Genomic DNA, 25,181 nt, shown 5'->3' with positions numbered 1-25,181 from the left:
GCTAGGCCGTGAGGCCCGGCCGTGGCCCTGGTGATGACCGCACGAGGGCCTGCGGAAAACCCGATCGCAGGGTTTCGCACCTCCGTGTGCCATGGTGGTCAAAGCCCCTCAAATGCGATAGAATTTATCTTGACGTCAAGATACTTTTGGAAACATATGTGTCGCGTAAATCGGTGCGTGATGCAAGGGTCCGACCGCCGAGTCGGGCGGGCCCGGTTTCTTGGATGAGTGTCGGATGAAACAGGAGAATCACGATGAGCAACGTCGATACGTTCAAATCGAAGAGCACCCTGACCGTGGGCGATAAGGATTATGAGATCTATCGCCTGGATCAGGTCAAAGGGTCGGAGAAGCTTCCCTTCAGCCTCAAGGTGCTGTTGGAGAACCTGCTGCGCACGGAAGACGGCGCAAACATCACTTCGGAACATATTGAAGCCCTCGGCAGCTGGGACCCCAATGCCGAACCCGATACGGAGATCCAGTTCACCCCGGCCCGCGTGGTGATGCAGGACTTCACCGGTGTGCCCTGCATCGTGGACCTCGCCACCATGCGTGAGAAGGTCGTCGAGCTCGGTGGCAGCCCGGATCAGGTCAACCCGCTGGCTCCGGCCGAGCTGGTCATCGACCACTCGGTGCAGATCGACCGCTTCGGCACCGCCGATGCCGTCGAACTCAACATGGACATCGAATACCAGCGCAACGGTGAGCGCTACCAGTTCCTGCGCTGGGGCCAGACCGCATTCGAAGACTTCAAGGTCGTGCCTCCGGGCATGGGCATCGTCCACCAGGTCAACATCGAGCACCTGGCTCGCGTGGTCATGCCGCGCGAGGTCGACGGAGTCCTCCGGGCCTACCCGGACACCCTGGTCGGCACCGACTCGCACACCACGATGGTCAACGGCCTCGGTGTGCTCGGTTGGGGCGTCGGCGGCATCGAGGCAGAGGCCGCCATGCTCGGCCAGCCCGTGTCGATGCTCATCCCGCGCGTCGTCGGCTTCAAGCTCACCGGTGAGATCCCCTCCGGTGTGACGGCCACGGACGTCGTCCTCACGATCACCGATATGCTCCGCCAGCACGGAGCGGTCGGCAAGTTCGTCGAGTTCTACGGCAAGGGCGTCGCCGAGGTGCCGCTGGCCAACCGCGCCACCATCGGCAACATGAGCCCCGAGTTCGGTTCGACCGCCGCGATCTTCCCGATCGACGAAGTCACCATCGACTACCTCAAGCTCACCGGCCGCTCGGAAGAGCAGATCCAGCTCGTCGAGGACTACGCCAAGACGCAGGGACTCTGGCACGATCCGGAGAACGAAGTCGAGTACTCCGAGTACCTCGAACTCGACCTGTCCACCGTGGTGCCCTCGATCTCCGGACCGAAGCGCCCGCAGGACCGCATCGAGCTCTCCGACGCCAAGAGCCAGTTCGCCAAGGACATCCACAACTACGCCGCTCCCGGCGAGGAGTCGAAGTCCGTGGACGTCAGCACCGCCGACGGACGCAACTTCGAGCTGGCCAACGGTGCCGTGGCGATCGCTTCGATCACCTCCTGCACCAACACCTCGAACCCCTCGGTGATGATGGCCGCGGGCCTGCTGGCACGCAATGCCCGCAAGCGCGGACTCAACTCGAAGCCGTGGGTCAAGACCTCGATCGCACCGGGTTCGAAGGTCGTCACCGAGTACTACAACAAGGCCGGCCTCATCGAGGACCTCGAAGCGCTGAACTTCTACATCGTCGGCTACGGCTGCACCACCTGCATCGGCAACTCCGGTCCGCTGGATGCGGAGATCTCGAACAGCATCCAGGACAACGACCTCTCGGTCACCGCAGTCCTGTCGGGCAACCGCAACTTCGAGGGCCGCATCAGCCCGGACGTGAAGATGAACTACCTCGCTTCGCCTCCGCTGGTCATCGCCTACGCGCTGGCCGGCACCATGGACTTCGACTTCGAGAACCAGCCCCTGGGCAAGGACTCGCAAGGCGTCGACGTCTACCTGGCCGACCTGTGGCCCTCGCCTGAAGAGGTTGAGTCAGTCATCGCCTCGTCGATCTCGACCGATATGTTCGACAACGAATACGGTCGCATCTTCGACGGTGACGAGCGCTGGCAGCAGCTCGACACCCCCGAAGGCAAGGTCTTCGAGTGGGACGACGAGTCGACCTACGTGCGCAAGCCCACCTTCTTCGACGGCATGGGTCTCAAGCCTGAAGCCGTCAAGGACATCAAGGGTGCCCGCGTGCTCGCGAAGCTCGGCGACTCGGTGACCACCGACCACATCTCGCCCGCAGGTTCCTTCAAAGCCGACACCCCGGCCGGCAAGTACCTCGTCGAGCACGGTGTCGAGCGCAAGGACTTCAACTCCTACGGCTCGCGCCGCGGCAACCACGAAGTCATGATTCGCGGAACCTTCGCGAACATCCGTCTGCAGAACCAGCTCCTCGACGGAGTCCAGGGTGGCTTCACCCGCGACTTCTCGCAGGAGGGCGGACCGCAGACGACGATCTACGATGCCTCCGTGAACTACGCGGCCGCCGGCACCCCGCTGGTCGTCCTCGGTGGCAAGGAATACGGTTCGGGATCCTCGCGTGACTGGGCTGCCAAGGGCACCAAGCTGCTCGGCGTCGAGGCCGTCATCACCGAGAGCTTCGAGCGCATCCACCGCTCGAACCTCATCGGCATGGGCGTCCTGCCGCTGCAGTTCCCCGCCGGCGAATCCGCTGATTCGCTCGGACTCGACGGCACCGAGACCTTCTCCATCGAAGGCGTCACGGAGCTCAACGAGGGCAAGACCCCGGCGACCGTCAAGGTCACCGCCGAGAAGGAAGACGGCACGAAGGTCGAATTCGACGCCGTCGTCCGCATCGACACACCGGGTGAAGCCGACTACTACCGCAACGGCGGCATCCTGCAGTACGTTCTGCGTCAGCTCGCAGAAGCCTGATCGCAGACGTGCTGAGACGCCGTGAGTCTCCGACTCGCGGTAGTCGGTTCGGGCTGAGGCGCTGAACCGGGACACTTCGAAGGCCGGTGGGATTCTTCCCACCGGCCTTCGTCGTATCTGGACGCGTGTGACGATGCCGTTGATCGAGCATCCCTCACCGTTCGTGTCACGTCCTCCATGCAGTTCGGCATCCGTCACCGCTCGTGCCACAACGCCTCGTTGCAGCGGTGCGCTGTGCGGCGAAGGGTGAGGGACGGTCGCTGTCGTGCGGGATTGTCAGGGAGCGTGAGCGCGTCCGCGGGAATCCGTGCGCTGGTGGTCGGCCGCCTCGGCGTGGGTGGGGGTGGGCGCGAATGCGACCATCACTCATCGGCAGTCACTCAACACCGTGCTGCAACGGGGTGGTGTGCCACGAACGGTGAGGGGTGCGCTCGCAATGGTGCGAATTGCCGGCGCCGAGGCGGTGCAGCGAGAAGGCTGAGGGGTACTGCAGCGCGGAGATATGCCGCGAGAGGTGAGGGACGCATCGGTGAGCGATAGGATGGGGCGGATGGAATCTGTCCGCCAACGATGTCGTCAGAACTGAGGCCGCATGACCTTTCTCGAATCCCTCGGCTCGCCTGCCGATCTGCGTCGACTCGACGCATCGGAATGCGAAGTGCTGGCCAAAGAGATCCGTGACTACCTCATCACGACCGTGTCCGGCACAGGCGGACATCTGGGCCCCAACCTCGGCGTCGTCGAACTGACGATGGGCCTCCACCGCATCTTCGACTCACCGCGCGACACCATCATCTTCGACGTCGGCCACCAGACGTATGTGCACAAACTGCTCACCGGCCGCCGCGAGGAGTTCTCCACCCTGCGGCAGCGCGACGGCCTCTCCGGCTACCCGAGCCGGTCCGAGAGCGAGCACGACGTCGTCGAGAACTCCCACGCCTCGGCCTCCCTGTCCTGGGCCGACGGCATCGCCAAGGCTCGCCAGCTCACCGGTGAGCGAGACCGCCACGTCGTCGCCGTCATCGGCGACGGAGCCCTGACCGGAGGAATGGCTTGGGAAGCGCTCAACACCATCGCTGCCGACACTTCCACCCCGCCGAGGCGGCTAATCATCGTCGTCAATGACAACGGCCGCTCCTACGCCCCGACCGTCGGCGGATTCGCCGCCCACCTCGACGAACTGCGCACCACCACGAGCTACGAGAAGCTCCTGAGCTGGGGTAAAGAGACTCTGCGCCAATCCGGTCGCCCCGGTCGCGCCGCCTACAGCGCCATCCACGGCGTCAAACGCGGACTCAAGGACATGGTCAGCCCGCCCGAGACCGGAATGTTCGACGAACTCGGCATCAAATACTTAGGACCTGTCGACGGACACGATCTGCCCTCGGTTGAAAAAGCCCTGCAGCTGGCCAAACAGTTCGACGGCGGCCCCATCATCGTCCACATGATCACCCAGAAGGGCCACGGATACGACCCGGCCGTCAACGATGAAGCCGACCAGTTCCACTCCGTCGGCGTCATCGACCCCGTCACCGGGAGGTCGACACCCTCGAAATCGACATCATGGACCTCCGTCTTCGGCACCGAGATCTGCGAACTCGCCGAAGAGCGCGAGGACATCGTCGCCATCACCGCCGCCATGCTCCTGCCCGTCGGACTGGCGAAATTCGCCGAAGAGTTCCCCGACCGGGTCTACGACGTCGGCATCGCCGAACAGCATGCGGTCGCCTCAGCTGCCGGACTGTCCTACGGCGGGCTCCATCCCGTCGTGTGCATCTACTCCACGTTCCTCTCCCGCGCCTTCGACCAAGTGCTCATGGACGTCGCCCTCCATCGCCAAGGGGTGACCTTCGTCCTCGACCGCGCTGGCATCACCGGCCCCGACGGAGCCAGCCACCACGGAATCTGGGACATCGCGATGCTGCGCGTCGTCCCCGGACTGCGCCTGGCCGCACCTCGCGACGCCGCACGGCTGACCGAAGAGCTGCGCGAAGCCACGGACGTCAGCGACGTCCCGACCGTGGTGAGATTTCCACGCGGCGGCGTCGGGGCCGACATCCCGGCGCTGAGGCGGCTCGACGACGGCGTCGACATCCTCCGTGAAGGGCCGACCGGGTCGAAGTCCGATGTGCTCATCGTCTCCGTCGGACCCTTCGCCTCATTGGCCGGTGACGTCGCCGACCGCCTGGCAGAGCAGGGGCTGAGGTCCACGATCATCGATCCCAGATGGGTGCTGCCCGTGCCCGCATCCGTCATCGACCTCGCGACCGACCACAGCCTCGTGGCCGTCATCGAAGACGGGGTGAAGATCGGCGGTGTCGGTTCACAGATCCGCTCCGACCTGCGCGAAGCTGATTCGCGGATCGGAGTGCTCGAACTCGGCGTGCCCGACGAGTTCCTGCCGCAGGGGACGCGTAAAGAGATCCTCGCCGAGGTGGGCCTCGACGTCGACACGATCGTGTCCGAAATCCTCAGAACCCTGCCCACCGAGGTGGCCGATCGAGCCGATCAGAGTTCCCGCCGCGCGGTGTGAGTTCGGGCTCACAGGGGCGACGGAGGACAGAAGTTCGACCCTTGGGACTTGAGCGTGAGTTCAGGCCTGGGGGAGTCCGGCCAGGGTCTTCTTCAGCACAGGGGCGCTGAGCTCGATCTGCCACGGTCGGGCTCCCGCCTCGGCGAGGTAGCCCTCGACATCGACGCTCGACTCCGCAGACAGCGACTTCACAATCGCCGGCTGGAGGAGCACATCATGGGGGATCGTCAGCTCGTCGGAGAGCTCCGACATTGCGGCCTTGAGCGCCGCCACCCGCTCCTTGAGCTCCGCCGGGTTGAACGCGCTGCGCTTCGACCGTCCGCGTTCGAACCGTCCCGGCAGCTCTTCGGCACCCAACCGGGAGGCCTTGCGGTAGGCACGGAAGAGCCGGGCCGCCTCGGCGCGGGAGAGCCGGCGCCACTGCGCCAGGATGTCATCGCTGGACTTCACACCGGACTGGGCGAGGGCGACGAGCTCACGATCGCGCAGGATCTTCGCGGGTGCCAGATCGGCTTCACGGGCCATGGAATCCCGCGCCTGCCAGAGCTCGCGGACTCGGGCGATGTCGCGGCGGGACCTGATCTTCGAGAGTCCATGCGTGCGTCGCCACGGCTCATCGAAATGCTTCGGGGTGAAGTCGAGCAGGTGCGCGAACTCCTGCTGTGCAAATTCCCACCGGTCCAAGTCGAGAAGCTGCTGGTGGAGGATATCGCGGATCGGCAGGAGCACTTCGACATCGAGGGCGGCATAGTTCAGCCACTCCTTCGGCAGCGGACGCGTCGACCAGTCGGCGGCCGAATGCTCTTTCGCCAGACGCACCCCGAGGGTGCGTTCGGCGACCGCGGCCAGGCCGAACTTCTCCCACCCGAGCAGCCTGGCGGCCAGCTCGGTGTCGAACAGAGCGGCCGGGCGCATTCCGCGCTCCTGCAGGCACGGCAGGTCCTGCGTCACTGAATGGATGACCCACTCGTCGGAGCCGAGAGCCGGGTTGAGGTCGCTGAGGTCACCGAGCGTCTCGGAATCGAGGAGGAAGGTGCCCGCCCCTTCACGTCGCAGCTGGACGAGGAAGGCGCGCTGCCCGTATCTGATGCCGGAAGCGCGTTCGGCGTCGATGGCGATCGGACCCTGGGCGGCGGCCAGACTGGCGATCGAGGTGGAGAGGTCCTCTGGTGTGTCGACGACGTCGGGGATGCCGTTCGCGGGTGTTTCCAAAAGCGGTAGTTCAGTTGTCATCGACGGCGCCCGGGCAGGGCTGTGACTCCTTCAGGAAGTGGTGGCAGTCCGGCGACTGTGCTGAGCAGATCGATCCAGGCCTCGAAGTGATTGCCGATCAGATCCGGCTCGTCAATCACGGGTGTCCACGAGGCGCGCAGCTCCAAGTCTATCGTGGCCGGGCGATCGGCCAAGGTGCCGAAGCTCTCGGACAGCACCCGTGTGGTCGTCCCGCCGGCGGCGAGCACCTGGCAGTCGTTGGCATCGAGGGCATCCTCGAGCCAGCTCCATGCCACATGCCCGAGCATCGTCTCATTGCCGAGTTCGTGTTCGAGTTCGGCCCGGATATAGGAGACCACCCGGAACGACCCCTCCCATTCCTCGGGGGCGGCGGGATCGAAGAGGACGACGATGCGGCCGGTGGCGAGCTCGTCGATGGCCTCGCCGCTGGCCCGCAGAAACGTCTCATCGGCGCTGACCTCGGCCCCGAGCGCATAGGAGTAGGGCGCCAGACGGGCCGGGGCGGGAATCTCGGAAATCGACACGTTGTTCGTGCTGCGCGCCTGACGCAGCACCGACGTCACGGCGGAGAACTCCGCCGGAATGCGATTGAGAGGTGAGGTGTTGACCACAATTGCCACGATAGATCAGCCGCGGGGACAGAGGAATCATCCACGCCGAGGCGGCCCCGGACAATCCGTCGGATCGTGTCCTCGGCCGGATGCTGAGACGGCAAGACGGCCCGTCTTGAAACCGACGACGAGTGGGCATGAGCGATCGAAGAATGGGAAGATGGCCCCATGACATCACCCCTGTTGGCTGCCCTGCGTTCGGAGCCGGTTTCGCACACTCCCGTCTGGTTCATGCGGCAGGCCGGCCGCTCCCTGCCTGAGTACCGCAAGCTGCGCGAAGGCACTCAGATGCTCGATGCCTGCCGCGACCCCGAGATGGTCTCCGAGATCACCCTCCAGCCGGTCCGCCGCCACGGCGTCGACGCGGCCATCTTCTTCTCCGATATCGTCGTCCCGCTCCAGGCCGCCGGAGTCGAGGTGGAGATCGTTCCCGGCGTCGGCCCGGTCATCGCCTCCCCGGTGCGCTCCCGCGCCGATATCGACGCCCTGCCCGGACTCGACGCCGCCGACATCCCGGACATCGCCGAATCAATCCAGCGGGTGACCGCCGAACTCGGCGAGGCCACCCCGCTCATCGGCTTCGCCGGTGCTCCGTTCACCCTGGCCAGCTACCTCATCGAAGGCGGGCCGAGTAAGAACCACGAGAAGACGAAGTCGCTCATGGTCTCCGACCCCGAGGCGTTCTCGGCCCTGCTGAGCAAGCTTGCGACGATGTCGGCGACCTTCATCGACGTGCAGCTGAACGCCGGTGCCAAGGCCTTCCAGCTCTTCGACTCCTGGGCCGGCTACCTCGCTCGGGAGGACTACGAGAACCACGTACTCGAACACTCCACCGCAGTCTTCGACGCATTGTCCGGACACGACGTGCCCAGCATCCACTTCGGCGTGCAGACCGGTGAGCTGCTCGGCTCCATGGCACAGGCCGGATCGACGACCGTCGGCGTCGACTTCCGCGTCGACCTCGCCGATGCCGCCACTCGCGTCAATCCCGGTCAGGCACTCCAGGGCAACCTGGACCCGGCCCTGCTCTTCGCCCCGTGGGAGGCGCTGTCGGCCCGCGTCGAGGCGATCGTGCGCAAGGGACTCGAACTCGACCGCGGATTCGTCTTCAACCTCGGCCACGGCGTCCTGCCCGACACCGACCCCGAGGTGCCCGGACGCGTCGTCGACCTCGTCCACCGCGTCTCGGCCGAGATCCTCGGCAGCCGCGACTGATCGAATGACTCGGATCACCGTCGTCGGAGGAGGGATCTCCGGCCTCGTCGCCGCCTATCGTCTCTCCGCCGAGCACCAAGTCACAGTGCTGGAATCAGGCGACCGCCTCGGCGGCTGCCTGAGGCCGACCACGCTCGATGGTGCCGTGCCGGTGGGCATCGACTCGGGAGCCGAAGCGAGCCTCAACCGACGTCCGGAAACCAAGAGCCTGGCCGCCGAACTCGGCCTCGACTCGGTGTTCCCCTCGACCCAGCACAGTTCGCAGGTGCTCAGCCGGGGAGACCTGCATCCGATTCCCAAACGGACGATCATGGGAGTGCCCGCCGAGGCGGCCGAGGTCGAATCCCTCATCGGCACCGAGGCAGCCGCTCGCTTGGCGGCCGAACGGATCACCCCGCCGATCGAAGGTGATGACGTCTCGCTGGGGGACTTCCTGTCCGAGCGCCTTGGCGGCGCCATCGTCGACGAACTCGTCGATCCGCTGCTCGGCGGCGTCTACGCCGGTCGCTGCCGGGACCTGTCCCTGGCCGAAACGGTGCCCGCGCTGCTGCCCGCCGCGGTCGAGGGCACCTCGGTGCTCGACCTCGTCGCACAGCTCCTCGCCGCCCGCGACGCCCAGACCGCGTCGGCAGGGAACCCGGAACCGGTGTTCATGAGCTTCGAAGGCGGAATCAACCGCCTCATCCCGGCCCTGCACGAGGCGATCGTGTTGGGCGGCGGGACGGTGCGCCTCGGCGCCGGTGTCACCGGGATCGACCGTGACGGCGAGAAGTGGGTCGTCCGTGGTGAGGGGGAGGACATCGAATCCGATGGGCTCGTTCTCGCTACGCCCGCGCATGTGACTGCCGGGCTGCTGAGGTCGGTGGCCCCGGAATCGGCGAGCCGCCTCGGCGAGATTCCCTATGCCTCCACCGCCTTGGTCGCCGCCCTCGTCGACCTCGGGGGAGTCGAACTGAAGGGTTCGGGGTTTCTCATCCCCGCCACCGAGGGCACGTTCATCAAGGCCTCGACCTTTGTGTCGAACAAATGGCCGTGGACGACTGACCACATCCCCGCGGGGACGGCCCTGGTGCGGATGAGCATCGGACGCTTCGGCGACGGACCCGAGGTGTGGAGCAGCTTGTCCGATGAGGAGATCGTCGAACGCGCCTTCGCCGACTGGCAGACGATCACCTCCCGCCCGGAGTCGCGGCTGCTGGGCTCGGAAGTCCAACGCTGGAACTCCGCACTGCCGCAGTACCTGCCCGGCCATGCCGAACGCATCGCCGCCATCGACGCAGAGATCGCGGACCTGCCCGGCCTCGAACTCGCCGGATCCGCCTACGGGGGAGTCGGGATTCCCGCCTGCATCGCCCGCGCGGACGCCGCGGCCCAGAGACTGAACCGACCCGCCGACGACCACCGAGACACCTCAGAATGAAGAGAAGACAGAAGGAGCAGATATGAGCGAATACACTCAGCCCACCGACGCCCAGATCGAAGAAGCGAACGAGCAGACGCGGTATATCGCCTACTCCGTCTTCGCCTCTGCCGGAGAACTCGGCGATGCCGACCGGAGGGAACTCGCCGATGAGCTGCATGCGGCTCTCGAGCCCCTGAAGGAACGCGGTCTGATCGTACGCGGAATCTACGACGTCTCCGCCCTGCGCGCCGATGCCGACGTCATGTTCTGGTATCACGCCCCCGAAATCGAGGTCGTCCAGGCCGCATACTCGGCGATCCGCCGCAGCCTGATCGGCGGAGTGCTCGAACCCGTGTGGTCCGTCGTCGGAATCCACCGCCCAGCGGAGTTCAACAAGGCGCACCTGCCCGCCCTGCTGACCGATACCGAGCCCGGCGATTACATCTGCGTGTACCCGTTCGTGCGGTCCTACGACTGGTACCTCCTCGACCCCGCCGAACGGGCGAAGATGCTGCGCGACCACGGCATGGCCGCCGCCGGGTACAAGGACATCAAGGCGAACACGATCGCCTCCTTCGCCCTCGGCGACTACGAATGGCTGCTGGCCTTCGAGGCCGCCGAACTCCATCGCATCGTCGACCTGATGCGCGATCTGCGCAACACCGAGGCGCGCCTGCACGTGCGCGAAGAGGTTCCGTTCTACACCGGACCCCGTCGCGAACTCGTCGACATCATCTCCGACTGGCGCTGACCGAACGCCATTGACCCGGCCGGGACCGAGACAGCAGGAAAGGGCCGCCGCACCGATACGGTGCGGCGGCCCTTCGCGCGGTCGGGGAGCGGCCGGCGGCTACCTGCTGCCCTTCTTCACCACATAGGAATGGCCGTTGGCGTCGGTGCGCATCTCCAGCCCCATGGCATCAAGCTGCTGGTGCCGCAGCGTCTCGTCCTCGAAGTATCCGCCCGGGCGAGTGTTGTCGACCTGTGCCGGTCCGACGATCTTGCGGAAGAAGTTGTTGAGCCAGCCTACCCCGCGCTGGGAATCCGGATACTGGTCCTTCTTCCGTGCCGAAGTCTTCTGCTTCTTATCCTGCTTCCGGTTCGAACCATCGGGCGAAGGCTGCGAGGCGGACGACATAGCGAGGATCCTATCGACGAGGTGCCGCTTGGGCGGGGACTGGGCAGGTGTCACTATTAGTGTACACTAACCATTAGTGCACTAACTAAAGTTCCACGATGGTGCACTCACTGATTGCCGACGCGGAGGATCGACGACTCACGATGCTGGAATCCGAAGGTTCGACGGAGCCGCTGGACAACCCGCTGGCGCTCGAGAGCCAGATCTGCTTCGCTCTGGCGGTGGCGTCCCGCGGGGTGATCGGCGCGTATCGCTCCGTGCTCGAACCCATCAGTCTGACGCACCCGCAGTATCTGGTCATGCTTGCGCTGTGGCAGCACGAGAAGCTGCCGATGCGCGAGATCGCTCGCTTGCTGCGGCTCGAACCCGCCACTGTGTCCCCGTTGGTCAAACGCCTCGAAGCGCTGGACTATGTGACGAAGACGCGCAGCGACAGCGACGAGCGGATCGTTGAGGTCACCCTCACCGACACCGGCCGTGAGCTGCGCAAGACCGCCGAGGCGATTCCCGGGACGATGATGGCCAAGCTCGGCATGGACGTCGACGGAGTCCGCGAGCTGCATGCGGTGATGCAGAAGATCATCGCCTCCGTCGACGCCGCCGCCGAGGGCTGACCGGTCAGCCGGCCGGGCGCTCCATGGGGGTGTGCTCGATCCCGTCCTCGTCGAAGCGCGGACCGTTGGGGGCGAAGCCGAGGGACGAGTACAGCCCCTCGAGGTGAGACTGGGCATTGAGCGTCAGCGGGGCAGTCGACCAGGCGTGGACGATGTCGCTGAGCAGTCGGCGGCCCCACCCCTGACCACGGGCGTCGGGATGGGTGGCGACACGACTGATGCTGCGTGCCCCCGGCCTGGCCGCCGGTCCGTCGGGCACAGCCGCCGGCAGCAGACGGGCATAGGCCCATGGCGAGATATCGCGTCCGTGCTCGGCGCCGTGAGTGTCCGGCATCGCAGTGGCCGGTCGCGGGTAGAAGAAGTGCAGGGTCTCCGGGAGTGAGTCCACCCCGTCGGGGTCGAGGAACACGCATTCCTGTTCGACGACGAAGACCCGCGAGCGCAGCTGCAGTATTCCGTAGAGCTCCGTGGGCCGGAGCTCGTCGAAGGTCTTCACGACGAGTTCGGTCGCCTCGGTGATCTGAGTGTCCGTCGCCACCTCAGCTGTCCGCAGCGTCGGTGTTGAGCTTCAACGAGATCGAGTTGATGCAGTAGCGCTGGTCGGTGGGAGTGCCGTAGCCCTCGCCCGAGAAGACATGGCCCATATGCGAGTCGCAGTTCGCGCAGCGGACCTCGACTCGTTCCATGCCCATCGAGGTGTCGCGGATGTAGCGCACCCGGTCCTCGGCCAGCGGCGCGTAGAACGACGGCCATCCGCAGTGCGAGGCGAACTTCGTATCGGAGGGGAACAGGTCGGCTCCGCAGGCCCGACACTGGTACATCCCGGCAGCCGTCTCATCGTTGTACTCACCGGTGAAGGGACGTTCGGTCGCGCCCTGGCGCAGCACCGCGAACTCTTCAGGCGAGAGCACGTCCTGCCAACGGATCTCCTCAGCCGCGGCCCCCTCGTTCGTCGAAGTTTCAGCGTTGATATCTGATGACTGAGTCATCGTGACCTCCGGTCTCTGTCAATGACGGTGATTGCGGCGAGGAGGAGAAGATCTCCGCCCCTGGTGAGCGCAACAGCGAGTGACACTCGCTCATTCCGCACAACAGCGTTTGGTGCCTGATCATTCCGTAGGCAACAATGAACACAGGAGGTTTTCATGGTCCGCGACACGAAGTTCCCCGCCCGCCTGCTCGCCGCCGGTATCGGCGTCGGCGCCGGACTCGGTGCCCTGATCTCTGTGGCGTCGTCGGGTCTGGCCGCCTACTTCGCCCGCAAGATCATCGTTCCGGAGAACGCCCCGGAAGAACTCGACATCCTGCACATCGACGGTTTCCCGCCGAATATGCGCATTCAGCTGCCCGCCGATGAGGAGACCACGGTGCCCGGCACCTATGGTCTCTACTTCAACCAGGGTTCGGGACATGCCGTCGTCGGCGACATCGTCGAGTACGATCCGCGCTCGCGCACGGTCTCCCGAGAGATCCTGTCCGTCACCCGCGGTGATATCCGACGGGCCTGGCGGGGACGTTGGACCGGAGTCGTCTATCCCGATCCGATCGCTGCCGGAGTGAATTTCGGCGACATCGAGATCCGCTCCGACGCCGGGGACCTGCCCGCGTGGCTGCTGCCGACCGACCATCCGGAACCGCACGACACCTGGGCGATCCTCATCCACGGTCGTGCCAGCACCCGCGCCGAGGGACTGCGTGCCGCTCCCGTGCTCAACACCCTCGGGGTGCCGTCGATCGCGATGTCCTACCGCAATGACGCCGAGGTGCGGGTGGAGACCACATCGCGCTACGGACTCGGCGACACCGAATGGATCGACGTCGACGCGGCCATCGACTTCGCGCTCGAACACGGAGCGAAGAACGTCGTGCTCTTCGGCTGGTCGATGGGCGGAGCCATCGCCCTGCAGGCGGCCTCCCGCGGACGCAACCGCAGATTCGTCACCTCGCTGGTCCTCGACGGACCCGTCGTCGACTGGGTGAATGTGCTCGACGGGCAGGCGAAGAAGAACCTGCTGCCGACACCGATCGCCAAACTCACGCTCGAGATGATCACGCAGCCATGGGCGCGGCCGATCACCGGACTGGAGACCCCGCTCGATCTCGATCGCATGGATTGGGTGACCCGTGCCGCCGAACTCGATGTGCCGGTTCTGCTCATCCACTCCGATGACGACGAATTCGTTCCCTCCGGCCCCTCCCATGCGCTGGCAGGGGTCAGACGGGATCTGGTCACGATGCCCTCATACGGCAAGGCCCATCACACGAAGGAATGGAACATCGACCCCGTGCGCTGGGAAGACGATGTCGCGAACTTCCTCGAAGCGAAGATCCTGCCCAAGGACTGATCACGGGGCGCGGGGAGGGCCCCGCGCCTCTGTCGTATCCTCACGTCTGCTCTGTCCTCAGGGTTCGAGAGTGAGTGTGTCCTCTGCCGCGGCGGCCACGGCCTCCTGCGAGTACGGCCACGGACGATTGACATTGGCGGCCCAATCGTTCGTCTGATCGTCGTATTGCGGGTGGAAGGCATGCCCCGACGCGCCCGTGAGGTTGATCCAGTTCGAGGCGTCGAAGTTCGACAGATCGACCGTCTGGCGCATCGACGGCACCCAGTTTGTCTCATAGCCGACCGAGGCATCCCAGCCGGTGGCATGGACGACGCCCGAACCGCCGGAGACCTCATAGGGGCCGCGGTTGAACAGCTTCTCCACCGGTGTGATCCCGGATTCGCCGAGGCTGGCGTTGCGGATCGTCAGCCGGTGCAGGATTCCCCACCGCCACGTCACGGGCTCCGGTCCCAGCAGGTCCTCCGTCTCCGCCCACGCCGTCTTCATGGCCTTGCGCAGAGCCTCGTCCCGACCTTCGACGCCCTTACTCGACCACCACTGGGAATCCGGGTCTTCGAGCAGCTCCGAGAGTACGAGGTACCACCGTGAACCGCCGGCGGGGGACACCCCGTCGGGCAGCTTCGAGCTGATCGTCTGCTCGAGCAGCGTCTTCGTGAGCACATTGAAGTAGGCGGCGCCCGCGCTGTTCGCGGAGTCGAAGCCGTTCCAGCTCTTCAGCAGCTTCTTCGCCTCGAGGATGTCCTCGTCGCCATGGGAGTGGATCTTCACCGCTTCGGGGACGAGCTTCGCGGCGAACGGATTCTGGTCGTCGTTCTGGATCTCCGCCATGTCCATCGGCCGCAGCTTCCGGCCCTCGTCGGCCGCGTCCTTGATGCGTTTCGTGATGCGGCGGGCACGATCTCCGTAGTCGAAGTCCTCACCCAGCTGCACGGTCTCACCGGGGGCGGCGACCGGGTTGTTCGCGGTGACGATCCATCCGCGTTCGGGGTTGTACAGGTGTGGGAGATCCTCGAAGTCGACCCAGCCCTGCCAATCCTCGTCGGATTTCCACCCGCGGCGGGGCACGGTGCCGTCGGCCTTGCCTCGACGTGGGATCATCCCGGGTGCCTGATAGCCGATGTTACCGGCGACGTCGGCGTAGACGAGGTTCTGGGAGGGCACGTCGAACAGGGACGCCGCGTGCCGGAACTCCTGCCAATTCGTGGCCTTGTTGATGGCGAACACGGCCGAGGCGGTTGTGCCCGGACGCAGAGCCGTCCAATCGAGGGCGAGACCATAGTGTTCCTCGGCCGGTCCCGATTTCGGGTCCTGCGAATCCGCCCCGGTCGTCGCATCGAGTGCTCTGCGATACGTGCCGTCGAGCTTCGACACGAGTGGGCCGTTGCGGGTGGAGCGGATGGTGATCTCGCGCGGGTCCTCTCCCGCGACCTCGATCGTCTCCTTGCGCACCTGCAGCGGTTCGTCACCGTCGTCGTGGATGACCTTCCCGTCGCGGATCTTCTCCACCACGAGGTCGGTGACATCGGCGCCGAGGTTCGTCAGGCCCCAGGCGATCGACTGGTTGTGGCCGATGACGACTCCCGGCAGTCCGGAGAAGGAGAAGCCGGTGACGTCGAAGGGGCACTCATCGGTGACCTTCTTGCATCGCAGTCCCACCTGGTACCAGACCGAGGGCATCGCCGGGGCGAGGTGCGGGTCATTGGACAGCAGCGGTCGACCGGTGTTCGTGTGCTCCCCGGAGATCACCCACGAGTTCGACCCGATATCGTCGCTGTTCTGTCCCAGCATCGGCGGCAGCGAAGTGAGCGTATTCCGCAGTTCGAGGAGATCATCGGTCGGGGCGGCAGCCTCGGTGTCGGTGTTCCCCGTTCGGGGCGCCTCGGTGACGGCGCCTCCGGCCTGTGCCTCATCGTCCTCCCGTGCACGGTCGTCGGCTCGCGGCTCCTGCTCGACGTCGTCGCCGCTGAGGTCCTTCGGTGCTTTGTCACCGGCTCTGCCGCCGAGGATCGTCGGACGGGTGGCATACGGGTAGTCCGGATAGAGGTCGCTCATCTGCTCGTCGGTGAGCTCCGAGCCGAGGATCGACCGGTCGATCTCGTCTTCGAGGTTCGAGCGCAGATCCCACGCCATGGCCTTGAGCCAGGCGACGCTGTCGACCGGGGTCCATTCCTCGACCTCGGAGCTGCCGGTCTCGAGGCCGAGGACGGCGTACTCGAGGGACAGCTCGGTGGGGGATTTGTCCTTGAGGTAGGCGTTGACGCCGTCCGCGTAGGCCTCGTAGTAGCCCAGACTCGTCTTGTCGAGCTTCTTCACCTCCTGCTCGGCGACCTTCCGCCAGCCGAGCGTGCGGATGAAGGTGTCGGTGCCCAGCTGGGATTTGCCGAAGAGCTCGGAGAGTCGTCCCGAGGTGACGTGTCGGCGGAAGTCCATCTCCCAGAACCGGTCCTGAGCGTGGACGAACCCCTGAGCCAGGAACAGGTCGTGGGCGGTCTCGGCCTCGATGGTGGGAACACCCGATTCGTCACGGTGGACGGTGACCGGCGCGTCGAGACCCGACAGCGAGATCTCGCCGTCGGTGGTCGGGAAGGACCGGCGGACGAGGAACAGTCCGACGAGGGCGAGGACGAGAGCGAGGACGAGGACTCCGGCGATGACGCGCAGCAGCACACGGGCACTGACCGACAGGTTGGATCCGCTGGATGGGCGGAGCACCTTGAGCAATGCGCTCGATTCCTTCTCATTCTGCGCACCGGGTGCCGCCATGAGTCTCCTTCGGCCGTCCTGATTGTTTCGGTTCTCAGCAAGTATAGGTGTCAGGAGGCTCGGGTCTGTGGACCTCAGGCGGCCTGGGGCTGTGGACGAAGGTCACGAGGACGACGGAGATCATCATGAGCAGGAACCAGGCCACCAGCTTCGTCAGCGGCACCAGGTGCCAGCCGTCGTCCTGACTCGGATACAGCCAGGCACCGGCCGCGGTCCCGATGTTCTCGGCCACCCAGATGAAGAAGGCGACGAGGAGGAAGGCCAACAGCACGGGCATCGTCAGTGTCCTGCGATGGATATGGAAGTACATGCGGCAGCGGAAGAAGACGATGACGGTGGCCACGACGAGGAGCAGGCGGAGGTCGACGATGAAGTGGTGGGTGAAGAAGTTGATGTAGATGGCGGCGGCGATGATCGCGGTCAGCCACCTCGGCGGGTAATGGCTGAACCGTAAGTCGAAGAGTCGGTACACGCGGACGATATAGGAGCCGACGGCGGCGTACATGAACCCGGTGAACAGCGGTACTGCGCCGATGTGGAGGACCCCGCCGGGGGCGTAGTTCCATGAACCCACGGCGGTTTTGAAGATCTCCATTCCGGTGCCGACGATGTGGAAGACGATGATGACGATGAATTCGCGACCGGTCTCGAGTCGAGCGACGAGCATGCCGATCTGGATGAGTACGGCGAGGATGACGAGGAAGTAATTGCGGGCGATGGCCGCGTCATCGGGGTAGAGCCAAACGGTGGCGATGATCGCGGCGAGCATGAGAGCACCGAAGAGACACGCCCACGCCTGTTTGATTCCGAAGGCGAGGAACTCTCGGAGCCCGGCGGGGACGCGGGGGAGCAGTCTGTCGGCGAAGGCGTCGAGGACAGCCTCGAGGCGCGTGAGTTCGCGGCGATCGGCCATCTGCCGAAGTACCCACTTCCAAAAGTCTGAGAATCACCTTACGATATTCCTGCGGTCACACTGGGTGCCCGTAATTCGGCCCCATCCAGTGAGAAGAACGCTCACTTGGTCATGGATGACCTCAAGGACCATAACTGATGAAACCGTTGCCATTCCTCGCCTCGGCACTCACCGGAATTCTCCTCACTGCGACCCTAACGGGACCAGCGCTCGCCGCCACACCGGAAACTCCCACGAACACGTCCGGCGCCTCCGCCACCACTGAAGACTCTGCACGGGGCGGCGGTGCTGCCAACGATGACACCGCAGGCACTCCGGCCGAGACGACCGTCGACGCTCAGACCGACGAGGTCACAACGCTTCCACTGGATTCTTCGGACGTCACAATCGTCGGCGCCACTTGGGAGGGGGACGACCCCGACTTGGAGATCCGCACCCGTGATGGGAACGGCTGGTCGGCATGGGAGACCCTGCCCACGGACGACGAAGGCGGGCCGGACCTCTCTTCCGCAGAAGCTGCTCAGATCCCTGCTGCCTCACACCAGTCACAGTCCGTGGCGTTGCCGGTGCTCGACTCCGATGCCGTTGAAGTCCGGGCCGCCGACCCCCAGGCCGATACCGATGATCTGCAGATCACCCAGGTGTCCACCGCGGTCACCAAGGCCGACGCGCAGGTCGCGAAGTCCGCTGGGGGAGTGGGCGCCCATTCGGCCACGGGACCGGCCCTCAACGCACAGATCTCGGCTAAGGACCTGCGGGCCAAGATCGTCACCCGCAAACAGTGGGGTGCCGATGAGAAACTCGTCCGGTGCGCCACGGACAAGACGTCGTCGGCCAAGGGCGTATTCATCCACCACACCGCAGGGTCGAATTCGTACTCGAAAGCACAGGCCCCCGCAATCATCCGCGGCTACCTCACCTATCACACTCAGAATCGCGGTTGGTGCGACCTCGGGTACAACTTCCTCGTCGACAAATACGGCACCATGTACGAAGGCCGAGCCGGCAGTCTCGACAAAGCAGTGACCGGAGCCCACGCCTCCGGATTCAATTCGTGGACCATCGGCATCAGCGTGCTCGGTAGCTACTCCTCGGCGGCGCCGAGCACGGCAGCACAGACCTCGGTCAAGCGCCTCGTCGCATGGAAAGCCGGACAGTACGGCTTCAACCCGACCGGGAAGATGACCCTGACCTCGGGCGGGGGCGGAACGAGCAAATACCCCCTGGGCAGGAAAGTCAGCCTCAACGTCGTGGCCGGCCACCGGGACACCAGCTACACCGAATGTCCGGGGCTCGCGTTCTACAACAAGCTCGGCAGCATCCGCACAGGAGCCAAGGCACTGGTGCCGGAGCTGACCCCACCGCCCACCAAGAGTCCGGTGCCGAAGCCCGCTCCGAAACCGAAGTCCTATCCGACGAAGGGCGCAATCGGTTCGTACTATCAGAAGAACGCGGGAAAGACCGGCCAACCGGTCGGCTCGGAGAAGAAGCTGAAGAACCCGAACGGTGCCTACCAGTCGTTCGCCAAGGGCACCGTGTACTGGTCGAAATCGACCGGTGCGCACTTCCTCACCAAGGGCCAGATCCGTGTCGCCTACAAGCGTGCGAAGTATGAGAAGGGCGTCCTTGGGTTCCCCAGCAGCGATAAGCAGACCTTCAAATATCGGAAGAGCGCTCGATACCAGAGATTCCACTCCGGAATGATCACCTGGTCACCGCAGACAGGCAGCGATGTCATCTACGGAGGCTTCCTCACGAAGTGGAAGAAGCTGGGCTATGAACGCAGCAAGCTCGGTCTGCCCACCGCTGACCGGACCGTGAAGAACGGCGTCAAACGCCAGAACTTCGAACGCGGATATATGACCTATACGAAGAAGACCGGCATCAAGGTCCATATCCGCAAATAGCCCTGTCCTCCGCAGAGGCGGCCGGGGACCGAAGAGGGAGGAACCTGACCGAACGCAGGGGACATAGACTCGCCTCATGCACATCCTCCTCTTCGGCGCCTCCGGCCACGTCGGCACCGGGCTCGCCCAGCAGCTCAGTCCGCAGCACAGAGTCACCGGCATCGTCCGTCGCACTCCGGACACGGAGACGGCATACGAACCGGTGACCGTGCCGGACTGGGTGGACGAGCCGGAGGCGGTCACCACGGCGCTCGCCTCCAGTGACCTGCCGCCGGTCGATGCCGTCATCGCCGCCATCGGCGGGTGGTATATCGACGAACCGGTGCTCGACCGAGGTCTGGCCGAGTTCGATGCGGACTATGACTCCTACCTGCGCGGGCACTTCACGGCCTGTGCGATCTCGCAGTCCCTGGCCACCGACCGGACGAGCGGGGGCCACGGATTCGTCCACCTGGCACTCAACGGCGTCGCCAGCGTCGAGGCGCTGGCGGGGTCCGGGGCGATCAGCGTCTTCGGTGCCGCGCAGAAGATGCTCATCGAGGTCGCCCACGCGGAATCGACGAGCGTGGCCTTCCGCGAGCTGCGGATCATGGCTCCCATCGGCGGCGATGATCGCAATGATCTGTCCGGGGGAGTCGAAACCGTCCATCTCGCCGAGGTGGCCGACGGGATCACCGCGATCCTTGACTCACCCGATCGCTTCGATGTGAGCACCGAGATCCACGCGAACGAGGAGACGTCTGCCGGCTGACTGCTCCGGCTCAGGCGCGGGTATAGCGGAGGAAGACCTGGTCGTCCTCGGTGCGCACATCGATGAGGCGCAGAGCGATCTCGGCCTCGAGCCCGGCCAGGTGGCTGCCGGGGGTGCGGATATAGAGCGGACTCACGCTCAGATGCAGTTCCGCACCCGGATAGTGCTCGAGCAGCCGGAACGCGAGGTTCGGACCCGATTCGCACAGCAGCACCGTCTCATCGGCGGGCTGCGATTCGGGGGACGGTGCCGTCGTCAGCGAGGCAGCCACCTCGGTGATGGTGTCTGCCGTGAAACGTTGGGCACGATAGTCGAGACCGCGAGCGTCGAGCTCGTTCTGCAGGGCCGTCGGATCGGACTCGGTGAGCACGTGCACGGGGGTGTGCTCCAGCGTTTTGCCGGCGGCGTTGATGACGGGCAGCTGCGGATTCAGCGCCGTGCGGCGGTCGACGATGATCGCATTCGCGCTGCGTCGCAGGGCGAGGAAGCGCCGGAAGTCAGCGTCCGTGGACACCCCGGTCGACCAGCCGTCTTCGGCGAAGGATCCGTTGATCGACTGGACGAGGGAGATGATGAGACGGCGCACGGGATCCTGCTCTTCTGCTTCTTCGGCTCTGCTATTTCTTGACTTCGGGTGCCGGCCCCATGGCGATGCGCGGGTGAGCGTCGGGATCGATCGTGCGCATGATCCACTTGAGGTCCGCCTCGTCGAGGGTGACGCAGCCGTTCGTGCCCGAATCGTGGTCGAGGTGCAGCCAGATTCCGCCGCCCTTTTCCCGGCCCAACGGCCGGGTCTTGTCCGTCGGGGGAGTGCCGGGTCTGCGGTTGTAGTCGATGGCGATGATGTAGTCGAAGACCGATTCGTAGTCCGCCCCGTAGGCCACCGTCGCCGAGGAGGGCAGACGATCGTCCTGGGTGTACGGCAGGTCGGTGCCCGGGTTCGCCTTGAAACCGCCTGCGTCGCTGAGCGTGAACACTCCGATCGGGGTGGTCTTGTCGCCCTCGCGGCGATCCTTCAGCCATCCTTTGGAGCCGTTGTGGGTGTCGAAGGTCTTGAGCTTCTTCCACTTCTTGTCCGTGAACTCGTAGAAGCTCAGACTCGACTTCTCCGAAGCGGCTGTCGGCGAGGTCGCGACGAGGACTTGTGAGGTCTCTGCCGGGATCTGGTCGGTGAACTCCTTCGCCAGACCGGGGACAGGGACAGGGTGGACCGGGCCGGTCGCCTCGGTGCCGGTCTGATCGGATGTCGTCGATGCGGAGTCGGCTCCGGTGGGGGAATCCTGGGCCGGGGCTGCGAAATCACCGAAACTCGTCTGCTGTGCCGGAGCGGCGAAACCGGCGGATTCGGCCGCCGAGGACTCGTCCGTGCCGTCGTCGGCATCGGCCCCGCAGGCGGTCACCAGCAGAGCGCAGGCGAGAAGCGCGGGCACTCCCGCGCGCCGGAGGACTCCATCGGACATGAGGTCATCATCTCACGAAGCATGAGAACTCGCCGGTAGCGACTATGCGAAAATGACACCATGAGCATTCCACCTGTGCCGAACCATCCTCCGCGCCCCGGGCGTCGGAAGCCGGCCGAGGAGTCTCCGGAGTCGATCACAACCCAGTTGTTCATCGGCGAGGATGAGTCCGCGGCCGCTGATGGCTCCACCCAAGCACTCACTCCCGCAGAACTGCAGAGGCTGCGGTCGATGGTCGAATCCGACGGCACCGATGCCACCGAGGTGCTCAGCCTCGAAGAGCTGCGCGGACTGGCCGCCGCCGACGGGTATCAGACCGGAGGACTGCCGGCCGCGCCGCGCAAGGTGAACTCCGATGATATCGCCGCTGCTGAGGCGCCCTCGGCTCCGAAGCAGTGGAACCCGCTGCCCGGCTCGCAGCCGGCGCCAGCTGACGCGCACCAGGCCGAGCCGCAGCCACATTCGCAGCAGCCCGAACCGCACCCACAACAGGGAGAACCTCACCCGCAGCAGGGACAGTGGGGCGCAGAGTTCGGTGCCGCCGGTCAGGTAGCAGCGTCTCAGCCGCAGGCCGCCGGACCGGTGCAGTCGCCGGCGGGACCCGATTACGCTCAGCCCGGCGCCGGTCGCCCCGCGGGGCCCGGATACGGACAGGCCGGACACGTTCCCGCTTACGCTGCCGCACCAGCCGGATATGCCGCCGGCTATGCGCCGGGCGGTCCTGCCGGTCCTGGGGGACCCGGCGGGCCGGGAGGGCCGGGAGGCCCCGGCGGACCGGGGAATCCCGGCGGCCCGCACGACCCCTATGGTCGGCGAAATGATACGAAGAAGGTCCCCGCGTGGCTGTGGGTGCTCGCGGCCATCGCGCTCATTCTCGCCCTCGGCATCGTCGGCTATATCGTCTGGGACTCCACCCAGGGCGACGACACCACCACCGTCGGACCCACGGACGAACCGTCGATCGGTCAGACCGATGATCCCGAGCCGTCCGATTCGGGCAGCTCGAAGGCTCCCGTCGCCGAAGAGACCTTCACATCCCCGTCGGGAAATATCGCCTGCACCATCGACTCCGAACGAGCGCGCTGCGTGATCAAGGACTACGAGTACTCCCCACCGGAGAAGCCCGAGGACTGCAAGCTCGACGACTGGGGCTCCATCGTCGTGGCGAACAAGGAAGGCTCAGGCTTCTCCTGCGTCGAGGCTCCCGAGAGCAACGGCCCGGCACGCGTCCTCGGCTACGGGGATTCGATCTCCGCGGCGGGGATGACCTGCACCTCCAGCGAAGAGGGCATGACCTGCAAATCCGACGACACCGGCGTCGGATTCAACGTCCGCCGCGCCTCGGTCGACTTCCTCAAGTAGGAGCCCGGAGCCGCCTCGGCGATCTTAGGATGTGGACGGGATTCGGACGGAGCGCGGTAGGGGGACTAGGATGACCCTGTGGCTCATAGGTTCCTCCTCCTTCCTTGCCGCGACGAGTCCTGAACGGACAGCACGCTCGTCGCGGAGTCCTCGTATGCTGGTCAAGCGCTGAGAAACTTAAGTTAGAGGAACAATGAAACTGCAGAAGCCTTCTCCGATGCCGTTCGGCAAGTACAAGTCGTTCCAGGACCGCATCTCGCTGGATATGCGCGATCGCACCTGGCCCGACCAGATCATCAGCAAGGCGCCTCGCTGGCTGAGCACCGACCTGCGCGACGGCAACCAGGCGCTCATCGATCCGATGACCCCGGACCGCAAACGCAAGATGTTCGATCTGCTCGTGGGTCTCGGGTTCAAGGAGATCGAGGTCGGATTCCCGGCCGCCAGCCAGGTCGACTTCGACTTCGTCCGCGAGATCATCGAACAGGACGCGATTCCCGATGACGTCCGCATCTCCGTGCTCACGCAGGCTCGCGAGGACCTCATCGAACGCACCGTCGAATCCCTCGTCGGCGCGAAGATGCCCACGGTGCACCTCTACAACGCAACCGCGCCGGTCTTCCGCAAGGTCGTCTTCGGCTTCGACGGAGACGGCTTCGACCAGACACGCGATATCGCACTGCAGGGCACTCAGGCCGTGATGAAGCACGCCGAGACGCTGCTGTCCGACGCGGATTTCGGCTACCAGTATTCGCCGGAGATCTTCGTCGACACCGAACCCGAGTTCGCCCTCGACATCGTCGGCAGCGTTCTCGACATGTGGCAGCCGGCCGCCGGCCGCGAGACCGTCGTCAACCTCCCTGCCACGGTCGAACGCGGTACCCCGAACACCTACGCGGACCAGATCGAATGGTTCTGCCGCAATATGCCCTACCGCGACGAAGTGGCCGTGTCCCTGCACCCGCACAACGACCGGGGCACCGGCGTGGCCGCGGCGGAGATGGGAATGATGGCTGGTGCCGACCGCATCGAAGGCTGCCTGTTCGGCAACGGTGAGCGCACCGGCAACCTCGACCTCGTCACCGTCGCCCTCAACCTGTACACGCAGGGAATCGATCCGGAGCTCGACTTCTCCGATATCGACGAAGTCATCCACACCGTGACCGAATGCAACCAGATCGGTGTCCACGAACGTCACCCCTACGGCGGCGACCTCGTCTTCACCTCGTTCTCGGGCTCGCACCAGGACGCGATCAACAAGGCCTTCGCCGATCGTGAGAAGAAGGCGAACGCCCAGGGCACTCCCGTCGACCTCATGGAATGGGACATGCCCTACCTGCCGGTCGACCCGAAGGACCTGGGCCGCAGCTACGAGGCGATCATCCGAGTGAACTCGCAGTCCGGCAAGGGCGGAGTGACCTACCTGCTCAAGAGCGAGCACGGGCTGGACCTGCCGCGTCGCATGCAGGTCGAATTCTCCCGCGCCGTGCAGCAGCACACAGAAGCCGGCGGTGAGGTCACCGCCGAGGAGATCCGCCGCATCTTCAACTACGAATACCTGCCCGCCGAAGACCCCGAGAAAGCCTGGGGTCGCTTCCAGATCGTCGGTCTGCGTACCGAATCGGGCAATGTCGACGGCTCAGGTTCATCGGCAGAGCGCATCGAAGTCGACCTCATCGTCGACGGTCAGGAACGCACCTACGAAGGACGCGGCAACGGACCGATCGATGCGCTGGTGAAGATTCTGATCGACCAGTTCGACGTCGACGTGCGTCTCCAGGACTACTCCGAGCACGCCATCGGCTCCGGCGCTGACACCAACGCCGCCGCCTACGTCGAGCTCGCCGTCGAGGACCGTGTCGTCTGGGGTGCAGGACTGCACCCGAACATCACGAAGGCCTCGCTCAAGGCCGTCGTCTCGGCCGTCAACCGGGCCGCTCGCGACCGCCAGAACTGAAGCTGCGCGGTCGAACTCACAGCTGTGCCAGAGCGCGG

Annotated in this window: 20 protein-coding genes; 11 read left to right on the top strand and 9 right to left on the bottom strand. The window is 65.3% G+C overall.

What is annotated here, in order from left to right:
- Nucleotides 1–254 precede the first annotated feature (254 nt).
- Nucleotides 255–2,939 (top strand): aconitate hydratase AcnA, encoded by a 2,685-nt coding sequence (acnA, locus tag SB749_RS18040; RefSeq protein WP_410711512.1) that lies wholly within the window; start codon nucleotides 255–257, stop codon nucleotides 2,937–2,939.
- Nucleotides 2,940–3,531: 592 nt separating this feature from the next.
- Nucleotides 3,532–5,472: a 1-deoxy-D-xylulose-5-phosphate synthase gene (gene dxs / locus SB749_RS18035; protein ID WP_410711511.1), complete on the top strand. Its 1,941-nt coding sequence runs from the start codon at nucleotides 3,532–3,534 to the stop codon at nucleotides 5,470–5,472.
- 60 nt (nucleotides 5,473–5,532) lie between these two features.
- Here the strand turns inward: dxs and SB749_RS18030 are convergent, their stop codons facing one another.
- Complete coding sequence (locus SB749_RS18030) at nucleotides 5,533–6,684, bottom strand: HRDC domain-containing protein (RefSeq protein ID WP_410711510.1); 1,152 nt, start codon at nucleotides 6,682–6,684, stop codon at nucleotides 5,533–5,535.
- A 17-nt stretch (nucleotides 6,685–6,701) separates the two neighbouring features.
- The gene (locus SB749_RS18025) at nucleotides 6,702–7,316 is read right to left on the bottom strand and encodes a DUF3000 domain-containing protein (RefSeq protein ID WP_173152837.1); all 615 of its coding nucleotides are present in this window, start codon (nucleotides 7,314–7,316) and stop codon (nucleotides 6,702–6,704) included.
- A gap of 168 nt (nucleotides 7,317–7,484) precedes the next feature.
- Between SB749_RS18025 and hemE the strand changes: the two genes are divergently transcribed.
- Genes hemE through hemQ form a run of 3 tightly spaced genes read left to right on the top strand, consistent with a single transcriptional unit; the run spans nucleotide 7,485 to nucleotide 10,684 of the window.
- Nucleotides 7,485–8,531 (top strand): uroporphyrinogen decarboxylase, encoded by a 1,047-nt coding sequence (hemE, locus tag SB749_RS18020; protein ID WP_410711509.1) that lies wholly within the window; start codon nucleotides 7,485–7,487, stop codon nucleotides 8,529–8,531.
- A 4-nt stretch (nucleotides 8,532–8,535) separates the two neighbouring features.
- A complete protein-coding gene (hemG, locus tag SB749_RS18015) occupies nucleotides 8,536–9,951 on the top strand; it encodes a protoporphyrinogen oxidase (protein WP_410711508.1) in 1,416 nt (471 codons plus the stop codon).
- Between the two features lie 22 nt (nucleotides 9,952–9,973).
- Entirely contained in the window at nucleotides 9,974–10,684 is a 711-nt protein-coding gene (hemQ, locus tag SB749_RS18010; protein ID WP_410711507.1) for a hydrogen peroxide-dependent heme synthase, read from the top strand.
- A gap of 99 nt (nucleotides 10,685–10,783) precedes the next feature.
- Here hemQ and SB749_RS18005 read toward each other — a convergent pair whose 3' ends face one another.
- Nucleotides 10,784–11,071 carry a hypothetical protein gene (locus SB749_RS18005; RefSeq protein WP_410711506.1) on the bottom strand — a complete coding sequence of 96 codons (288 nt, stop codon included), beginning with the start codon at nucleotides 11,069–11,071 and terminating at the stop codon, nucleotides 10,784–10,786.
- A gap of 98 nt (nucleotides 11,072–11,169) precedes the next feature.
- Here SB749_RS18005 and SB749_RS18000 point away from each other — a divergent pair, with 98 nt between their 5' ends.
- Complete coding sequence (locus SB749_RS18000; protein ID WP_410711505.1) at nucleotides 11,170–11,685, top strand: MarR family winged helix-turn-helix transcriptional regulator; 516 nt, start codon at nucleotides 11,170–11,172, stop codon at nucleotides 11,683–11,685.
- 4 nt (nucleotides 11,686–11,689) lie between these two features.
- Here the strand turns inward: SB749_RS18000 and SB749_RS17995 are convergent, their stop codons facing one another.
- Both SB749_RS17995 and msrB read right to left on the bottom strand, forming a co-directional pair.
- Nucleotides 11,690–12,223: a GNAT family N-acetyltransferase gene (locus tag SB749_RS17995; RefSeq protein ID WP_410711504.1), complete on the bottom strand. Its 534-nt coding sequence runs from the start codon at nucleotides 12,221–12,223 to the stop codon at nucleotides 11,690–11,692.
- A 1-nt stretch (nucleotide 12,224) separates the two neighbouring features.
- Complete coding sequence (gene msrB, locus SB749_RS17990) at nucleotides 12,225–12,674, bottom strand: peptide-methionine (R)-S-oxide reductase MsrB (protein WP_410711503.1); 450 nt, start codon at nucleotides 12,672–12,674, stop codon at nucleotides 12,225–12,227.
- 156 nt (nucleotides 12,675–12,830) lie between these two features.
- Here msrB and SB749_RS17985 point away from each other — a divergent pair, with 156 nt between their 5' ends.
- On the top strand, nucleotides 12,831–14,030 hold the full coding sequence (locus SB749_RS17985) for an alpha/beta hydrolase family protein (protein ID WP_410711502.1): 1,200 nt from the start codon (nucleotides 12,831–12,833) through the stop codon (nucleotides 14,028–14,030).
- A gap of 57 nt (nucleotides 14,031–14,087) precedes the next feature.
- On the opposite strand, the gene SB749_RS17980 is transcribed toward SB749_RS17985, so the two are convergent.
- Both SB749_RS17980 and SB749_RS17975 read right to left on the bottom strand, forming a co-directional pair.
- A complete protein-coding gene (locus SB749_RS17980; RefSeq protein ID WP_410711501.1) occupies nucleotides 14,088–16,793 on the bottom strand; it encodes a penicillin acylase family protein in 2,706 nt (901 codons plus the stop codon).
- Nucleotides 16,794–16,827: 34 nt separating this feature from the next.
- Complete coding sequence (locus tag SB749_RS17975; protein ID WP_410711500.1) at nucleotides 16,828–17,706, bottom strand: DUF817 domain-containing protein; 879 nt, start codon at nucleotides 17,704–17,706, stop codon at nucleotides 16,828–16,830.
- A 137-nt stretch (nucleotides 17,707–17,843) separates the two neighbouring features.
- Between SB749_RS17975 and SB749_RS17970 the strand changes: the two genes are divergently transcribed.
- Both SB749_RS17970 and SB749_RS17965 read left to right on the top strand, forming a co-directional pair.
- Entirely contained in the window at nucleotides 17,844–19,613 is a 1,770-nt protein-coding gene (locus SB749_RS17970; RefSeq protein ID WP_410711499.1) for an N-acetylmuramoyl-L-alanine amidase, read from the top strand.
- Nucleotides 19,614–19,689: 76 nt separating this feature from the next.
- Nucleotides 19,690–20,364 (top strand): NAD(P)-dependent oxidoreductase, encoded by a 675-nt coding sequence (locus SB749_RS17965; protein WP_410711498.1) that lies wholly within the window; start codon nucleotides 19,690–19,692, stop codon nucleotides 20,362–20,364.
- Between the two features lie 10 nt (nucleotides 20,365–20,374).
- Here SB749_RS17965 and SB749_RS17960 read toward each other — a convergent pair whose 3' ends face one another.
- Both SB749_RS17960 and SB749_RS17955 read right to left on the bottom strand, forming a co-directional pair.
- Nucleotides 20,375–20,950 (bottom strand): hypothetical protein, encoded by a 576-nt coding sequence (locus SB749_RS17960; protein WP_410711497.1) that lies wholly within the window; start codon nucleotides 20,948–20,950, stop codon nucleotides 20,375–20,377.
- A gap of 31 nt (nucleotides 20,951–20,981) precedes the next feature.
- The gene (locus SB749_RS17955) at nucleotides 20,982–21,824 is read right to left on the bottom strand and encodes a L,D-transpeptidase family protein (RefSeq protein ID WP_410711496.1); all 843 of its coding nucleotides are present in this window, start codon (nucleotides 21,822–21,824) and stop codon (nucleotides 20,982–20,984) included.
- A gap of 60 nt (nucleotides 21,825–21,884) precedes the next feature.
- Here SB749_RS17955 and SB749_RS17950 point away from each other — a divergent pair, with 60 nt between their 5' ends.
- Nucleotides 21,885–23,186, top strand: a complete 1,302-nt coding sequence (locus tag SB749_RS17950) for a DUF6636 domain-containing protein (protein WP_410711495.1) — start codon at nucleotides 21,885–21,887, stop codon at nucleotides 23,184–23,186.
- Nucleotides 23,187–23,379: 193 nt separating this feature from the next.
- On the top strand, nucleotides 23,380–25,143 hold the full coding sequence (leuA, locus tag SB749_RS17945) for a 2-isopropylmalate synthase (RefSeq protein ID WP_410711494.1): 1,764 nt from the start codon (nucleotides 23,380–23,382) through the stop codon (nucleotides 25,141–25,143).
- The last annotated feature ends 38 nt before the right edge of the window (nucleotides 25,144–25,181 follow it).

This window comes from Brevibacterium sp. SIMBA_078, from assembly GCF_046534565.1.
In the GTDB taxonomy this organism is placed as follows: Bacteria; Actinomycetota; Actinomycetes; order Actinomycetales; family Brevibacteriaceae; genus Brevibacterium.
Note: the sequence above shows the minus strand (reverse complement) of the source record. Positions and strands in the feature narration are given on the sequence as shown.

Excerpts from the sequence above, each read along its gene's own strand:
- acnA (WP_410711512.1), top strand. The coding sequence starts at position 255 with ATGAGCAACGTCGATACGTTCAAATCGAAGAGCACCCTGACCGTGGGC.
- dxs (WP_410711511.1), top strand. The coding sequence starts at position 3,532 with ATGACCTTTCTCGAATCCCTCGGCTCGCCTGCCGATCTGCGTCGACTC.
- hemE (WP_410711509.1), top strand. The coding sequence starts at position 7,485 with ATGACATCACCCCTGTTGGCTGCCCTGCGTTCGGAGCCGGTTTCGCAC.
- hemG (WP_410711508.1), top strand. The coding sequence starts at position 8,536 with ATGACTCGGATCACCGTCGTCGGAGGAGGGATCTCCGGCCTCGTCGCC.
- hemQ (WP_410711507.1), top strand. The coding sequence starts at position 9,974 with ATGAGCGAATACACTCAGCCCACCGACGCCCAGATCGAAGAAGCGAAC.
- SB749_RS18005 (WP_410711506.1), bottom strand. The coding sequence starts at position 11,071 with ATGTCGTCCGCCTCGCAGCCTTCGCCCGATGGTTCGAACCGGAAGCAG.
- SB749_RS18000 (WP_410711505.1), top strand. The coding sequence starts at position 11,170 with ATGGTGCACTCACTGATTGCCGACGCGGAGGATCGACGACTCACGATG.
- msrB (WP_410711503.1), bottom strand. The coding sequence starts at position 12,674 with ATGACTCAGTCATCAGATATCAACGCTGAAACTTCGACGAACGAGGGG.
- SB749_RS17985 (WP_410711502.1), top strand. The coding sequence starts at position 12,831 with ATGGTCCGCGACACGAAGTTCCCCGCCCGCCTGCTCGCCGCCGGTATC.
- SB749_RS17980 (WP_410711501.1), bottom strand. The coding sequence starts at position 16,793 with ATGGCGGCACCCGGTGCGCAGAATGAGAAGGAATCGAGCGCATTGCTC.
- SB749_RS17975 (WP_410711500.1), bottom strand. The coding sequence starts at position 17,706 with ATGGCCGATCGCCGCGAACTCACGCGCCTCGAGGCTGTCCTCGACGCC.
- SB749_RS17970 (WP_410711499.1), top strand. The coding sequence starts at position 17,844 with ATGAAACCGTTGCCATTCCTCGCCTCGGCACTCACCGGAATTCTCCTC.
- SB749_RS17965 (WP_410711498.1), top strand. The coding sequence starts at position 19,690 with ATGCACATCCTCCTCTTCGGCGCCTCCGGCCACGTCGGCACCGGGCTC.
- SB749_RS17955 (WP_410711496.1), bottom strand. The coding sequence starts at position 21,824 with ATGTCCGATGGAGTCCTCCGGCGCGCGGGAGTGCCCGCGCTTCTCGCC.
- SB749_RS17950 (WP_410711495.1), top strand. The coding sequence starts at position 21,885 with ATGAGCATTCCACCTGTGCCGAACCATCCTCCGCGCCCCGGGCGTCGG.
- leuA (WP_410711494.1), top strand. The coding sequence starts at position 23,380 with ATGAAACTGCAGAAGCCTTCTCCGATGCCGTTCGGCAAGTACAAGTCG.